Here is a 15,756-nt window from a genome sequence, read left to right on the forward strand (position 1 = left end):
ACTACTTTTTCATCCTAATACTATTTCATCAATCAAACTGTATTTATTATGAGAAAAATGATCCTCTTACTCGTTTTTGCGAGTACACAACTTTTTGCGCAAAAGCAAGCTGACATTACTTTCAAAAACGATTTCAATACACCTGAAGTTTTTATACACCTTCCCGATTTTAAAAATATTAACGTGCGCGATATGGCAATTTCGCCAACAAATGATGAAATCTTCTTTACACTGGATGCGCCAAAAAGTGCATTCAGAACAATTTTAACATCAAAAAAAGTAAACGGCAAATGGACTTCGTTTAACATTGCTTCCTTTTCAGGAAAGTTTCATGATATTGAACCTGCATTTTCTCCAGACGGAAAACAATTGTTCTTTGCTTCCAAACGCCCAAAAACTATTGAAACTTCTCCAAAAAAAGATTATGATTTATGGGTTGTAACGAATGTAAATGGCACATGGAAAAACCCAAAACGTTTGCCTAATAGCATCAATTCTGATAAAAACGAATATTATCCATCCATAGCAACTAACGGAACTATTTATTTTACTGCAGAACGTGAAGATGCCAAAGGAAAAGAAGATATTTATAAAAGTGAATTTAAAAATGGAGCGTATCAAACTCCTGTGAGTTTGGAAGGTGTTAATACAAAAACGTATGAATACAATGCGTTTGTGAGTGCGGACGAATCGTTTCTAATTTTTGGTTCGTATGGTCGAAAAGGCAGTTTGGGACGTGGTGATTTGTATATTAGTTTTCGTAAAAATGGTGTTTGGCAAGAAGCTGTTTCTTTGGGGAACTTAGTTAATTCTGATCAGATAGATTATTGTCCGTTTGTGTCTTTTGATAAGAAATATTTTTTCTTTACGAGTGAAAAAAGCACGATTGAAACTACGTATGATAATTTAAACCTAAAAAAATTAAAACAAGTTATGAACGAAGGAAGCAATGGAACTTCAAAAATTTATTATCTTCCGTTTGAAAAATTATTAAAATCAATTCAACTTGAATAGATCAAATTTTATGAAGCTTCTCGGATTAGCAACTGTTGCATTGCACAGTTTACCTAGCATGGCTTTTACTACACAAGATTCAAAAAAATTAGAGTTAATAGGCAAAGGAAATCCAGCTGTTTTTGGCAACGGATTTTCATTGCGAAAAGAAGCGTATGATGCGTTTGTAAAAATGCGTACAGCGGCGGAAAAAGATGGAATTTCAATTCATGTTGTTTCTAGCTACCGTAATTATGCGCATCAAAATCGTATTTGGGAACGCAAGTACAAACGTTTTACCAAACAAGGTTTATCACCTATAAACGCGATTAAAAAAATTATAGAATATTCTACAATTCCAGGTACTTCCAGACATCATTGGGCAACTGATATTGATATTATTGATAAGAATGCTTCGTATAGTGGTGACGTGTTAGTTCCGAAAAAGTTTCATGGTGACGGACCATTTTGTAAACTTCGTGAATGGTTGGAAACCAATGCCAATTCATTTGGCTTTTATATTGTGTACACAGATCGTGCTGATCGCAAAGGTTTTAAGTACGAACCATGGCATTATAGTTATGCACCAATTTCGAAACCTATGTTACAGGAATACAAAAAATTGGATATTAAAAAGATGCTTCAAGCAGAAAAATTACTAGGAAGCGAGCATTTTGACGAAAATTTTATCAATTCATATATAAAAGAAAATATTTTAGATATCAATCCAGAGCTATTAGGCTAACTTTTGTATTTTTATACATCATCAATTTTAACAATTATGAGAGGAAATAAGTTCAAAATCCGTTTGTTGATCGGAGTTGCTATTGTGGCTTTTGCATATTTTAAAAAATGCTCTAATCAAGAAACAAATCAGTATACAGGTCGCACACAAACAATTAGCATGTCTACTGAAGAAGAGATTGCTTTAGGTTTTGCAAATCGTGATGCAATGGCGCAACAACATGGTGGTTTGTATCCTGATGCTGGTGCGCAAGCGCGTGTTGATTTTATTGGTGAAAAGTTAGTTGCTAACAGTATGGCGAAAGAATCTGACTATCAGTTTGAATTTCATTTACTTGCCGATAATAGAGCCATTAATGCTTTTGCGTTGCCTGGCGGACAAATTTTTATTACAAATGCATTGTATAGTAAACTGGATGATAATCAATTGGCAGGTGTTTTAGGTCATGAAATTGGACATGTTTTAGGACGACATTCTGCAGAACGAATTGCTGAAAGTGATTTTTGGAAAACGGTTTCTACTGGTGCTTCTGTTGGTGCTGATATGGGCGGAATGGTGAATGGAATTGGACAAAAAACTTTACTAAGTAATGGTAGAGATGACGAATTGGAAAGTGATGAATTAGGTGTTGTGTTGATGTTGTATGCTGGTTACGACCCAGAAGCTATGATTGAAGTGATGAAGATTTTAAAAGCGGCCGCCGGACCAAATAGAAGTCCAGAGTTTCAAAGTACACATCCTGATCCTGAAAATAGAATTCAACGCATTAAAGAAGCTATTGAGAAGTATCGTCAGTAGTAGGTTTTAGGTTTTAGGTTTTAGGTTTTAGGTTTTAGGTTTTAGGTTTTAGGTTTTAGGTTTTAGGTTTTAGGTTTTAGGTTTTAGGTTTTAGGAAAAATACTTTTACACTTTACATTTAGAGTTTTGTCATTTGTTATTTGAATACAATCTTACCCAAAATTCAACATTTAGCATTTAGCATTTAGCATTTAGCATTTAGCATTTATAATTTCGCTTTTACATTTTACATTCTACATTTAGAGTTTTACATTTAACATTTACAACTTCCCAACACTACTTTCATGATGGTAAAACAGTACTATTGTTACTACATTAATAGTTATATTGTTCATTGTTATTAACTTAAAAACTATAACCATGAAAAAAAAGAGAAACCAATTACAGTTAAACAAAAAGCAAATTAGTGTTTTAAATCAGAAAACAATTTCTGGAGGAAGACCACAATTTTCCGCACAATGCCCTGTAGTAACAATACGAATTACAATATGTTACGGTGGAAATGTATGCCAAAAATGGCCAGATCAAGATTAATTGATATTTCTAAAACAGAAAAAAGCCGTTTCTTCTCAGAAACGGCTTTATTTTTAGAAAATATTGTAATTATTTTGATGCTGCTACTAATACTTTTTTTACTTCTTTTGCTTTAGCTGATTCTGCATAATCAATAGCATTTTGTCCATTATCGTCTTTTGGAGTAAGTCTTGCACCATTGTTCAATAATAATGAAGCAATTTTTACTCTATTGTAACGTGCCGCATACATTAAAGGTGTTTTTCCATTTGATCTTTTGTTTACATTTTCTCCAAATTGGATCATTTGTTTTACAGTATCAAAATCACCTTTTGCGATTGCTACACAAAATGGATTTACTTTAGAAATTTTAGTAACTTCTACTTTGTTAGTTACTGTTTCGTTGCTGTTTTCAGTTGCGTTTGCCGTAGTAAATGAAGCTCCTACTATAAGAGCGATCATAAAGATTGTTTTTTTCATAATGATTGTTGTTTTTTAATTTGATGATTGTTGATTTTTGTAATTTGATTACAGTAAATAGACGACAGCTAGCAGAAATTGTTGCAATGTTTTTTCTATTATAACACATTCTTAACTATTCTGACAGAAATTTGTTAAAGTCGTCTTAAAAAGAAGTCTTCCGTTAAGGTTTTATAAGTAAATTTTTAAGAATTACTTAACATGCTTTTCTTGATGTTTTATAAGAAAAAACAGCCTTTTAGTATGAATATCATAAACCTTCTCAAAAAAGCGTCATTTTTTGAGTTTCCGTTGTTATTATGTAATCAAATACACTTATTTTAGTTTTTTAAATAAAGAATAATCTCGAATGAATAAGAAAGTTATTTTAATGATTTTGGACGGATGGGGAAAATCGCCCAATCCTGCCGTTTCTGCTATCGCGAATGCAAATGTTCCATTTATCAATAGTTTATACACAAAATATCCAAATGCAAATTTATTAACAGATGGAATGAATGTTGGACTGCCTGAAGGTCAAATGGGAAACAGTGAAGTTGGACACATGAACTTGGGCGCAGGACGTATTGTATATCAAGATTTGGCAAAAATAAACTTGGCGATTCAAAATGATACACTAAAAAATGAAGCTGTCTTAAAAACTGCATTCGAACATGCAAAAGCCAACAACAAAGCAGTTCACTTCTTAGGATTGGTTTCTAATGGCGGCGTGCATTCACACATCAATCACTTAGAAGGATTGGTTAATATTGCAGATTCCTACGGATTATCAGATGTATTGATTCATGCATTTACAGACGGAAGAGATGTTGATCCAAAATCTGGTAAAAACTTTATTGCGCAAACAGAATCTTTCTGCAAAAACACCAATGCACAAATAGCGACGATTACAGGACGTTATTATGCAATGGATAGAGATAAACGCTGGGAACGTGTGCAATTAGCTTATGACGCATTGGTACACGGAAAAGGCACATTGAGTTCAAATGCTACGGAAAGTATTCAAAAAAGTTATGATGCAGATGTTACGGATGAATTCATCAAACCAATTATCATGGCGGATGAAAACAATCACCCTGTTGGAACTATTAAGGAAGATGATGTAATTATCTTTTTCAACTTTAGAACCGATCGTGGTCGTGAATTAACAGAAGTATTGTCACAGCAAGCTTTTCCTGAGTTTGGCATGAAACCACTTCCACTCTACTATGTAACGTTGACAAACTATGATGCTTCGTATAAGAATGTTCATGTGGTATTCAACAAAGAAAACATCAAAGATACCTTAGGTGAAGTTTTAGCAAAACATGGTAAAAAGCAAATTCGTATTGCGGAAACTGAGAAATATCCGCATGTTACGTTCTTCTTTAATGGTGGACAAGAAACACCTTTTGATGGTGAAAAACGCTTGTTATGTCCATCACCAAAAGTTGCAACCTACGATTTACAACCAGAAATGAGCGCGTATGATATTCGTGATGCTATTATTCCAGAATTGAAAACTGGAGAAGCTGATTTTGTATGTCTAAATTTTGCCAATCCAGATATGGTAGGGCATACAGGAGATTTTCAAGCAGCTGTAAAAGCCTGTGAAGTTGTAGATGATTGTGCAAAATCTATTATTGAAGTAGCGCAAAAACATGGGTATAGCACTATTGTGATTGCCGATCATGGAAATTGTGATACAATGATCAATCCGGATGGAAGTCCAAACACAGCGCATACGACAAATCCTGTTCCTATTATTTTGGTTGATGAAGATCTCAAAACGATAAAAGACGGTGTTTTAGGAGATATTGCACCAACAGTTTTACACATGATCGGAATTCCACAACCTGAATTAATGACACAAAAATCACTTATCTAATGAAACGAATTTTATACATATTAGTAGCACTTGCTTTTTTTGCATGTAAAGACGAAAAGAAAACAACAACGCCTGAACCTATTCAAGAAGAAACGACTGCAACTACAGAAGAAGCTACTTCAGAAACAGAAGAGTCAGCAGAAAAATTACCAATTTTGACAGGAATTCAATCGCGAGAAGCAATTGCAACAGCTCCATATGACAGTTGGTTTGGAGCAACATACGCAGTATATTCGGTTGATAAAGAAACTTTAGACACTGTAAAACCATTAACTAACGATGTAAAAATCAAAATATTTATGGGAACTTGGTGTGAAGACAGTCAGCGTGAAGTTCCACATTTTTATAAAATTGCTGATGTTTTAAAATTAGATGAGAAAAACATTGAATTGATTACGGTTGATGAAGAAAAAGAAACACCTGAACACTTAGAAGATGGTTTCAATATCACCAACGTTCCGACGTTTATCTTCTTCAAAGACGGAAAAGAAATAAACAGAATTGTAGAATTCCCTGTAACTTCTCTAGAAAAAGATATGCTACATATTTTATCTGGCGAAGCATACAAACACAGTTATGCTGAATAAGACACGAATTCTTTGTAGCTTTGCAGTCCAAAATAGGAAGAATAATGATTGCTAACGAGAGCTTATTAATAGCGGTTGATTTTGATGGAACTATTGTAGAAGATGCATATCCTAAAATTGGTGCTCCTCAACTATTTGCGTTTGAAACGTTAAAGCGATTGGAACAAGATGGACATCGTTTAATTTTATGGACGTACAGATCTGGAAGAAAATTACAAGAAGCTGTTGATTTCTGTAAAGACAACGGTATTGTTTTTTATGCTGTAAATAATAGTTATCCAGAAGAAATATTTGAAGGCAACGTAAGCAGAAAAATTAATGCGGACTATTTTATTGATGATAGAAATATTGGTGGGTTTATAGGTTGGGGCGAAATTTATCAATTGCTCACCAAAGAAACACCGAACGTACAATTAAAAAAGAAAAAAGGATTGTTTTCCTTTCTGAAAAAATGATCATAGCAAAGACAAAAGAAGAAATAGAATTAATGCGAGAAAGCGCATTAGTTGTTTCCAAAACATTAGGAATGTTAGCCAGTGAAGTAAAACCTGGTGTTACAACATTATACTTAGACAAATTAGCAGAAGAATTCATTCGTGAAGAAGGTGCAATTCCTGGGTTTTTAGGTTTGTACGATTTTCCAAATACACTATGTATGAGTCCCAATGCACAAGTTGTACATGGAATTCCAAACAATACTCCATTAGTAGAAGGTGATATTATCTCCATAGATTGTGGCGCTATTAAAAATGATTACTACGGAGATCATGCATATACGTTCCCTGTTGGAGAAGTGCCAATTGAAGTAACCAAATTATTGACCGTAACGAAAGAATCTTTATACGCAGGAATTCGCGAATTGAAAATTGGAAATCGTGTTGGTGATGTTGGCTACGCAATTCAGCAATATACAGAAGCACATGGGTATGGTGTTGTTCGTGAGTTGGTTGGTCATGGATTGGGAAGAAAAATGCACGAAGATCCTGAAATGCCTAACTACGGTCGTCGCGGACGTGGAAAAAAATTCATAGAAGGAATGGTCGTTGCCATTGAACCTATGATTAACATGGGTACAAAAAACATAAAACAATTACGTGATGGTTGGACAATTTTAACACGTGACGGAAAACCAAGCGCACATTTTGAACACGATGTTGCTATTGTAAACGGAAAACCTGAATTACTTTCAACCTTCCAATATATTTATGATGCGTTAGGTATTAAAAGTGACGAAGAAGCAGAATTTAGATCCTAAATCGCTTTTGTGAAAAACCTTTTTAAATACATATTAAATACAATTCCAAGACCACTTTTGATAAAGATGAGTTATTGGGTTCGTCCAATTATTACATTTGTATTAAAAGGAAACAGATTCACCGATCCTATTGATGGGAAAAGTTTTCGAACGTTTTTATCGTATGGATATGCCATCAATCGTGAAAATGCATTATCGCCAAGCACGCTGTCTTTAGAACGTCATAGACTGTTGTGGTTGTATTTACAAAGAGAAACCGATTTCTTTATAAAACCACAAAAAGTATTGCATTTTGCTCCTGAACAAGCATTTTACAAACGGTTTAGAAAGCAAGAAAATTTAGACTATACAACTACAGATTTATTTTCACCATTAGCAGATGTAAAAGCTGATATTTGCGATTTGCCGTTTGAAGACAATTCGTTTGACACCATTTTATGCAATCATGTGTTAGAACATATTCCAGATGATACAAAAGCCATGCAAGAATTGTATCGTATTTTGAAACCTGGCGGCATGGCAATTTTACAAATTCCACAAGATTTAGAACGTGACGTTACCTTTGAAGACGATTCTATTACAGGAGAAAAAGAACGTACGGAAATTTTTGGTCAGTACGATCATGTGCGCGTCTATGGACTTGATTATTTTGATAAACTTCGAAGTATCGGATTCATTGTAAAAGAGGAAGATTATACGGCTACTTTCACCGTTGAAGAATTAGATAAGTATTGCTTAATGGAAGGTGAAATTATTCCTGTTTGCTTTAAAAAATAGTAGTGAGTAATGAGATTTTGGTATTGAGTTCTTTATAGTGGCTTTGCTGAATGCTATTTTTTTTCGTTTTTTTGAATTAATTTATAATCTCAATCTTTGGAGTTACAATATGAATCACATCTTTAGAACGACCTTGTTTTATGATTTCATTATTTCCTTTTGACGTATTATCTACACCTTTTTCAGTTTTCGTTTTTCCTGTTATTCTTACTTTCTTTCCGTTTAATTTTTTCACTTCGTCATAATCTATCTCAACAACATATCCATTTATGTATATTCCGCCTTTTGTTGCGTTGCTACTATCAATTACAGCTATAAAGGAAATTTCTTTTTTCGAATCATTTTTTTCTTCACACGAAGTCAGACTACATAGCATAGAAATTATTATAAATATGCTCATGACAGTTCTGATTATTTTAAGGATACTTGTCAAATTAGTAAAACTTGACATCACACAAACATAAGTTTTCTTCACTCTACACAATGTATTTCGTTTTCATATCTAACTATTTCAGAATATAAGATAAAAAATAACCACTAAACTTTACAAATCTAGTGGTTACTATTTTTAAGTTACTATCATACAATTAACAGATTCCCATTTGTGGGCACGAGCAAGATAGAAATAGACTTGGACAGTTAATTGTTTGTGGCGGACAGCCATTTGTTGGCGGACAAGTATTTGTCTGTGGACAGTTATTGGTAAAGTTGCAACCAACGGTTTTAGCACAATTTGTATCAACATCTATAAGGCAAGAATTTGTCGCGCCTCCTTTTACATCTGCTGATTTCAAACTAGATATAATGCTTTTGTTTAAATTTAGTCCCTTGTGATTTAAATTCTTTTTTTTCATGATTCTATTTTTTATTTGGTTTATACTTATAATTTAAGCTATCCCAACTAGTTTTAAGAACATAAGACCATACTAAATAATATGTAAAACCATACTTAACATTTTTTATACTAAACCAAAAAAAGAGAATCCATCGAGGTAGATTCTCTTTTAAATACTAAAGAAAGTTTTCACTTCCTTCCCCTTTTAAAAAATATTTTTCTGTATCCTAATTAATCCATCACTTTGGAAAGTTTTACCGTTTCGCCACACATATCACTTGTGATTTTGAAAATTATAGCTCCTTTTTTTCCTTTGTTAGCCCAGTGCACCGTTTTTCCAACTTTACAAGAAATGCTTGTTTTGCTTCCTTTGTTTAAGGTTACATATCCAGTTCCTGTGTAGATGTAAATTTTATTTTTTGTATCGTTTATAAGCGAAAAACTACGTCCGTAGATTTCTGCTGTATTTTCAATTGTTGGTATAGCATCTTGCTGTATTTCTACAAAAGAAAGCATTGCCAATATACTTACTGTGATGAGTGTTAATTTCATATAGATTGTTATTAAGTTGTTTTATTTGATTCGATTTTTGAAAAAACAATCGAACTGCTATGTTTCAATCCGATTGCTTTTCCCAGAAATGGCTTGCAATTGTTGGCTTGGGCATTATTGTTTGATGATACGTTTTGTTATGAGATCACCATTGATTGTTTCTATGTTCATCATATAGATTCCAGTTTGCAAGTTTGAAACATCAAATGCAAGTTCACTTGTTGTAAATATTTTTGCTCCTATAATGGAATGAATGGTTATTTTTTTTATTGCGATTTCTGATTTAATTTTTAAAATGCCTTTCGTTGGATTTGGATAGATTTTTATGATCTTATTTTCCACGTCAAGTGTTGTTAATCCCAGTGTTGTACCATCATCAACATCTCCACTCATCGTACTAATAGCATCTGGGCAAAACCCAGCACTTTGCCAATTTCCAGAACTAATATCTGGTGGATTCGGATGTGAAGCTGTTGTGCTGAAGTATAAAATCCCTGTTGAATAATTTGGCATATTTACGGGGCCATCATTGTCTAATTGCATTTCCCATCTATCTGCTACATCATTCCAAATAATTCGCATTTCGCAAACTCCTGCAGGACAACTTTGCCCGAAGTTTAGCGGTGTACTTTCGTATGTATTTCTAACAATACCTGCATCTGTGTTTGTATCAGTATTGGTTAACACAAAGTCTTGTGATCCCATAGCACCTGTACAACCTCTAAACGTAATTTGCGCGTGTCCTTCTAAACATAGCAAACTAAGGAGCGTAAAAACAATGTATATATTCTTCATGTAGCACAATTTTGTCAGTTAATTAAGCGAATCTACTTGTTGACTCTTAAAAATGAGCTTAGCAGTTTCTGAAAGTCATTTTTCAACTGCTAAACCAAAAAAAACCTGCAAGTATTATTAGCACTTACAGGATTTATACAATAATGTAAACTATAAATTATTGCTTGATAAAACGTTTGGTAATTTCTGCACCTTCTACGGAAGTAATTTTCAAAATGTACATTCCTTGCGAAAGCCCTGTAACATTTATATTTGTTTCTGTAGCTTGCAATACTTTCTTTCCTAATAGATTGTAAATTGCAACACTTTTTATGATACTATTGGTTTGAATATTGATACTATTTGATGTCGGATTAGGGTAAATTTTTACGTTATCTTCTAAAAGCTGTACATCAGTTGTACTTAGTGTAGCAAAGTTAAATGTACTCATTCCTGAAACTGCTGATGCGCTTGAATCTACTACATTGATGTACTGCGCTGATCCATCGTCTACCATATCTGCTTGCATAAACGATTTTAGTGATGTGACTGAATTTGCCAATGCTGAGTTGTTTTCTAAAATTTTTAATTCTCCATTTACTGGATTACCATTTACAGTGAATGTAAACATGTCTGAATTTGTAGCTGCAGATGGCGCGGCTAATGATACAGGACTCCCTAAAGTTTCTGTAACTAGGTATCCATCAATGTTAGGCGCTCCTACATTATTGCCATCAAAAAATGTAGAACTCGCAGCTCCTCCTAACGAAGATACCGTTGTAATGGTAACACCATCTGGTAGTACTAATGTGAATCCGTAACTCTGCACCGAAGTAGCAAAATTATTAGCACTTGTATTGGGCACTGCTTGTACTGTAAAACTATAGCCACTGTTGTGCTGTAAAGTATACGTATATCCATCTTGTGCATATATTTGATGCATAAAACATGTACACATCAGTGTTAGTAGACTTAATAATATATTTTTTTTCATCGTATTTTGCTATCTAATTGTAGTATTTAATTTTTTAATTTTCTGGAAGTTGTTCTTGAATTTGATACGTACTAAAGTTTAAAAAGTTTCCTGGATGCGCTAATACGTTTTGAAGAATTAAAGGCGTATCAGGTGTAGTTCCTGTGTATTGTGTATTACCATCCATATTGATATCATGAACATTGTAACCTTCTGATATATATGTAGGGAAATTGAGGAAGTTTCCTGCATCATTTAATACTTGTGATAAGATACTAGGAGTATCTGGAGTAGTTCCTGAATATTGTACGATATCATCACCATTTACATTTCCTGCCCACATTGCAGTTATGCCGCTTGGCATCCCAAAAGTAGTTTGTGAGTTGCTTCCAAACGTGATTTGATTGTTTGCGTCTGTAAAGTCTACTATCGCAGTTGTTCCGCTTAAACTAATGGTATTATTTGTCATAACTCCTAAGTGGTTTCTGTGTTTTAGTACTACGTAATAGCTTCCTACCGATTGATTGAAGAGTAAAGAAGAAGTACCATCTACTGCAACGACATCACCATCACGTTGTAGTAATGCTGATTGTGAATCTAAGATTATTGTATTGGTTGTAACGTCTCTTAATTCTACCCAAATCCAATCTATAATAGCATCATTTCCTGTCACAGTAAATACAGCAGCATCACATGTGGCTCCATCTGCGTACGGAGATGTTGTTGGCAAATCATTTCCGGCTCTTAAATCGTCATTCATAATAGCATTTCCTCCTAACATTGGTCCTTGTAAAAAGACTCTTGGCGATAGCAATACTGAAGTTGCTGCAGCGTATTCGTACGCTCCTATGTCTACCGTTGTATCTTCTACACGATTGTTGTTCGCTACATCTGTTGTACCAATTACAAACGTATTGTTTCCGGCATTGATTGCTGGCGACGAAGCTGTTAATGTGTAATCTCCATTAGCTGCATCTGTGAACAAAGGATTTGCGTTGGATGTATTTGTTTGACTTCCAGCTGGAACACCTACAAAGTTATTTTCATCTATTGCGTTATTTACTGTAATCGAATTAGCAATGATCGTATGACCGTTTGTGATTACACGAGTAACAGCATTGTTAGCACCTCTATTTCCGTAAAATACTGAATTAGAAACTACAACCGTATGATTTGCTGTACCAGAACGACTTGCGCTGAATGTTCCTCTGTTTGTTGATGCACGCGTTCCGATATCTGTGTTGTCCACAAATGTACAGTTGGTTACTGTTGACGTTAATGAACTACTTGTACCATTGGCACGTAACCAAACAGAACTTCCTGTAAATCCTAGGTTCGATCCTGAGTTTCTAGTTGTATTGTTATAGAATAAACTGTTTGCAAGTGTTACTGTATAACTAACATTGTTTCCGTTTATAGCGTATAATCCTGCCGCATACGTACCTAAGTTATCATGAAAGATACTGTTCAACACACTTATTGTTTCTCCATTGGCACAACGCGCAAATATTGAAGAACCACCAATGGATACATTGTTACGAAATTTACTGTTTGTAACAACTAAATTATCAACACCAACATCTTTGTAGATTCCTGCACCAAAACGATCGTCTCCAGAACTTGCAGTTGCTTGTCCTCCAGAAATTACTATTCCGTCAAGGGTAAGACTTTGTCCAGTAACCTCAACAACATGATATAAGTTTTCATTACGTCCGCCACCGCTGAAAGTAACTACAGTATCATCATCATTTACATCACCAGAAAGAATAGTTTCATTAGCTCTAAAATCGCGCTGAGAGAGTTGTGTTTCCGTTCCGTTGAATCCTCCATAAATTGTTAGGTTGTCATTTGTGATCATGAAAGAGTTTAAACGACTTGTTCCTGCTGGTTTGTAGGTTCCGGCAGCCACCCAAATTACATCATCATTACTGGCAACAGTCAAAGCAGTTTCGAGTGAAGTATATGCGTTTGTCCAGCCACTTCCATTGTCTGCGCCAGTAGCACTTGCATTTACAAAGATTGGCACTTTAAACCCTAGCGTATGTAATTCGTATGCGCTTGGACTTCCTGAACAGTTTGCACGTAAGTAAATGTCATAAAAGTTAGAACTTAATCCTGTAAGTAATTGACTGTTTCCAGAGATTCCATTGATTGTTGTTCCGCTTCCAATTGGCATTCCGCTTACAACGTATACTACATCAAATGTATCTCCTGAATCAAACGGATGATTCCAAGTTAGTGTAGCTTCTGTAGCAACGGTTGCACTTGGTGTAAGTGTTATGTTGAAGAATTCGCCACAATTCGCGGTAAATTCATACGCTCCCATATCTACAGTAGTGTCAAAAATACGTTGATTTCCATCTATGTCTTCTGTAATATCTACAGGCAAAAAGCTATTATTCCCTGCGTTAATTGCTGGTGAATTCAGTTGTAATGTAAAGTCGGTAGCACTTGTAAATAAAGGATCTAGATTAGTTCCGCCTTGTTGTCCGCCTTCTACAATTGAGTTGTTTACTGGTGGAAATGGTGCTGTAACAAATTGTAGTGGCGTACTGCTTCCGTTTCCATAAATAATACAGTTGCTAATTGTTGATAATTCTGCAGCTCCAGAAGCTGTAATTACTTGTCCGCTTTGCGCTGAATTGTTTGTGAATGTTGAGTTGATAACGTCTACTTGTACTACGCTTGCCGAACCATTTACACGTCCAATTCCTAAGCATGAACCTGTATTTCTAGAGGTTGGTGTTGTATTGTTTGTAAATACGCTGTTGACTATTTGACCTGAGATTGTTGCACCATTCTGTCCATAATATAACATTATTGGTGCTAATCGACTGTAATTGGAACGTATTTTAGAATTTGTAAAATCTACTTGGTAGCTTACAGAAGCATTTCCGTTTTGTATGTATGTTCCAAAAACGGCTCCGTTATCTCCTGTATTATTTTCTAAGATACAGTTATTAAATTTAGCTTCTACTCTTTCAGCTGTATTTACCAAGGCTACGTATACTGCACCACCAGTTCCATTATTGATACGGTTTGCTACATTTCCTGTAAAAGTTCCTCCTCCAGAAGGATTTGCATCTGAAATAGTAAGACCATCTACTACTACATCTGTCATGTCTTCTCTTAGTGATATGATATGATATGCATTATCTGTTCGTGTCGTTTCTGTGGTTGTAAGTGTTCCGTTGTCATTTCCTTGCAAGTCTCCGCTAAGTTTTGTGATATTGATTGCAGGATCACGTTGTGACAACATGGTTTCTGTTCCGTTGAAACCTCCATATATTTTTACGAGTGTTGGAACGGTAAATGTTGCCATTCTTGGATCTGCATTTGTGGTTGTTGGTGTGTATGTTCCATCAGCTATCCAAATGGCGCGTTCTGTTCCAACAGGAATTCCTGAAAGTGCATCATTTAAGCCTGTATACGCATTTGCCCAGCTAGAACCATCATTAGCACCTGTTGCATCAATATCAACATAGATTATTTCTTGTACGGCAGTCGTTGTGATTGAAGCTACATCTGACCAACCTGATAAGATTCCGTTACATGTACTCCTTACATAGATATCATAAGCCGTTGTAGGCAATAAACCGTTTAATGTATATGGACTTGCACCAACATTTGAAACGATGGTTCCTGTGCTAGGATTGCCACCTGAAGTTGTATAGGAAACGTCCCAAGAAGTTTGATCTGGTGTTGCCATCCAAGATAAATCGACTGAACTTGATTGTACATCCGTTGCAGTTAATTGCGTTGGAATACAACTATCAGCATCATTGTATAATGCGTTTACTTCTGCCGAACTTAAGGTTCTGGTGTAGCGACGAATGTCATCAATAGCATCTCCGTACACACGATCGGAAATTAGATTTCCGTTTCTGTTATTTCCTGCTGTAATTCGTTCTAAAGTAGATAATTGACCATAAATTTGTCCTGATTGTGCCGGCGGCGTACTTGTTCGTGTTAATGTATTGTCTAAAACACCATCGATGTAAAGATTGTATTCATAGTGTATGTTTCCGTTTAGTGCGCCATTGTCTATGGTTAGTACGATATGATGCCAGTCGTTATCAGCTACAAAAGCATTACTACGAAAACCGTGTGCTCCTGTATAGAAGGTACTTTCAGAGGCTTGCATGAAGTTATATCCGTAGCGATAATTTGCATTGAGATCAATTTTCCCTTCATCTAAGGCTAAAAAGAAACCAATTTCTGTACTTGTTGGAATTCGCGCATTACGTTTGTGATAATCAATTATTGCGCGATCAAATGTATCGTTTGTATTTGTTTTAATCCAAAAACTTATGGAAGCTCTATTGGTTGGCGCTACTTGCGGTGTGAATAGAAAAGAGTTATTTAGTTCGATAGCATTTGTTGGCGCGCCTTCACGGTCTGCCACTGTTGCTATTGTTCCGCCAGATTGCGTTAAGTTATCAGACCCAACAGTTGTGTTGTAGCTTCCGTTTGTAAATAGGTATTCATGTGTTAATCCGCTGGTTGGAATTTGTGCAAATGAGATACTTATTATAAAGAGAAATAGGGAAAATACTTTTGTCTTCATTATAATATAATTTATAGTTTATGAAGCAAAAGTATCTGGC

General features: G+C 35.0%; 16 protein-coding genes. 9 read left to right on the forward strand and 7 right to left on the reverse strand.

Translation table 11 applies throughout. From position 1 onward, the window contains the following. The first annotated feature begins 48 nt into the window (after window positions 1-48). The 4 genes from ACQ654_RS08305 (at window position 49) to ACQ654_RS08320 (ending at window position 3,070) form a co-directional block, all read left to right on the forward strand. Window positions 49-1,014, forward strand: coding sequence for a TolB family protein (locus tag ACQ654_RS08305; protein ID WP_430409853.1), 966 nt, complete (start codon window positions 49-51; stop codon window positions 1,012-1,014). Beyond that, the gene (locus ACQ654_RS08310; protein ID WP_430409854.1) at window positions 1,007-1,738 is read left to right on the forward strand and encodes a M15 family metallopeptidase; all 732 of its coding nucleotides are present in this window, start codon (window positions 1,007-1,009) and stop codon (window positions 1,736-1,738) included. Before ACQ654_RS08305 ends, ACQ654_RS08310 begins: the two co-directional genes overlap by 8 nt. A gap of 36 nt (window positions 1,739-1,774) precedes the next feature. Further along, window positions 1,775-2,536: a M48 family metalloprotease gene (locus ACQ654_RS08315; protein WP_430409856.1), complete on the forward strand. Its 762-nt coding sequence runs from the start codon at window positions 1,775-1,777 to the stop codon at window positions 2,534-2,536. A 360-nt stretch (window positions 2,537-2,896) separates the two neighbouring features. Further along, a complete protein-coding gene (locus ACQ654_RS08320; protein WP_430409857.1) occupies window positions 2,897-3,070 on the forward strand; it encodes a hypothetical protein in 174 nt (57 codons plus the stop codon). A 69-nt stretch (window positions 3,071-3,139) separates the two neighbouring features. On the opposite strand, the gene ACQ654_RS08325 is transcribed toward ACQ654_RS08320, so the two are convergent. Next, complete coding sequence (locus ACQ654_RS08325) at window positions 3,140-3,529, reverse strand: ankyrin repeat domain-containing protein (protein ID WP_430409858.1); 390 nt, start codon at window positions 3,527-3,529, stop codon at window positions 3,140-3,142. Window positions 3,530-3,878: 349 nt separating this feature from the next. Between ACQ654_RS08325 and gpmI the strand changes: the two genes are divergently transcribed. From gpmI to ACQ654_RS08350, 5 genes are read left to right on the forward strand one after another with little or no spacing between them, the layout of a single operon-like run. Next, on the forward strand, window positions 3,879-5,396 hold the full coding sequence (gene gpmI, locus ACQ654_RS08330; protein WP_430409859.1) for a 2,3-bisphosphoglycerate-independent phosphoglycerate mutase: 1,518 nt from the start codon (window positions 3,879-3,881) through the stop codon (window positions 5,394-5,396). Continuing rightward, complete coding sequence (locus ACQ654_RS08335; RefSeq protein WP_430409860.1) at window positions 5,396-5,983, forward strand: thioredoxin family protein; 588 nt, start codon at window positions 5,396-5,398, stop codon at window positions 5,981-5,983. Before gpmI ends, ACQ654_RS08335 begins: the two co-directional genes overlap by 1 nt. 44 nt (window positions 5,984-6,027) lie before the next feature. Next, window positions 6,028-6,438: a BT0820 family HAD-type phosphatase gene (locus tag ACQ654_RS08340; protein ID WP_430409861.1), complete on the forward strand. Its 411-nt coding sequence runs from the start codon at window positions 6,028-6,030 to the stop codon at window positions 6,436-6,438. Next, the gene (gene map / locus ACQ654_RS08345) at window positions 6,435-7,238 is read left to right on the forward strand and encodes a type I methionyl aminopeptidase (protein ID WP_430409862.1); all 804 of its coding nucleotides are present in this window, start codon (window positions 6,435-6,437) and stop codon (window positions 7,236-7,238) included. Before ACQ654_RS08340 ends, map begins: the two co-directional genes overlap by 4 nt. Before the next feature lie 9 nt (window positions 7,239-7,247). Then, window positions 7,248-8,015 carry a class I SAM-dependent methyltransferase gene (locus ACQ654_RS08350; RefSeq protein ID WP_430409863.1) on the forward strand — a complete coding sequence of 256 codons (768 nt, stop codon included), beginning with the start codon at window positions 7,248-7,250 and terminating at the stop codon, window positions 8,013-8,015. A 76-nt stretch (window positions 8,016-8,091) separates the two neighbouring features. Here ACQ654_RS08350 and ACQ654_RS08355 read toward each other — a convergent pair whose 3' ends face one another. From ACQ654_RS08355 to ACQ654_RS08380, 6 genes are all read right to left on the reverse strand, one after another. After that, entirely contained in the window at window positions 8,092-8,415 is a 324-nt protein-coding gene (locus ACQ654_RS08355) for a GW dipeptide domain-containing protein (RefSeq protein WP_430409864.1), read from the reverse strand. A gap of 187 nt (window positions 8,416-8,602) precedes the next feature. Continuing rightward, a complete protein-coding gene (locus tag ACQ654_RS08360; protein WP_430409865.1) occupies window positions 8,603-8,869 on the reverse strand; it encodes a hypothetical protein in 267 nt (88 codons plus the stop codon). Between the two features lie 212 nt (window positions 8,870-9,081). Continuing rightward, entirely contained in the window at window positions 9,082-9,402 is a 321-nt protein-coding gene (locus ACQ654_RS08365) for a hypothetical protein (RefSeq protein WP_430409866.1), read from the reverse strand. A 114-nt stretch (window positions 9,403-9,516) separates the two neighbouring features. Next, the gene (locus ACQ654_RS08370) at window positions 9,517-10,197 is read right to left on the reverse strand and encodes a T9SS type A sorting domain-containing protein (protein ID WP_430409867.1); all 681 of its coding nucleotides are present in this window, start codon (window positions 10,195-10,197) and stop codon (window positions 9,517-9,519) included. A gap of 157 nt (window positions 10,198-10,354) precedes the next feature. Further along, a complete protein-coding gene (locus tag ACQ654_RS08375) occupies window positions 10,355-11,170 on the reverse strand; it encodes a T9SS type A sorting domain-containing protein (RefSeq protein WP_430409868.1) in 816 nt (271 codons plus the stop codon). Between the two features lie 34 nt (window positions 11,171-11,204). After that, on the reverse strand, window positions 11,205-15,716 hold the full coding sequence (locus tag ACQ654_RS08380; RefSeq protein WP_430409869.1) for a choice-of-anchor Q domain-containing protein: 4,512 nt from the start codon (window positions 15,714-15,716) through the stop codon (window positions 11,205-11,207). Window positions 15,717-15,756: the final 40 nt, after the last annotated feature.

Source organism: Kordia sp. (genome assembly GCF_965283645.1).
Taxonomy (GTDB): domain Bacteria; phylum Bacteroidota; class Bacteroidia; order Flavobacteriales; family Flavobacteriaceae; genus Kordia.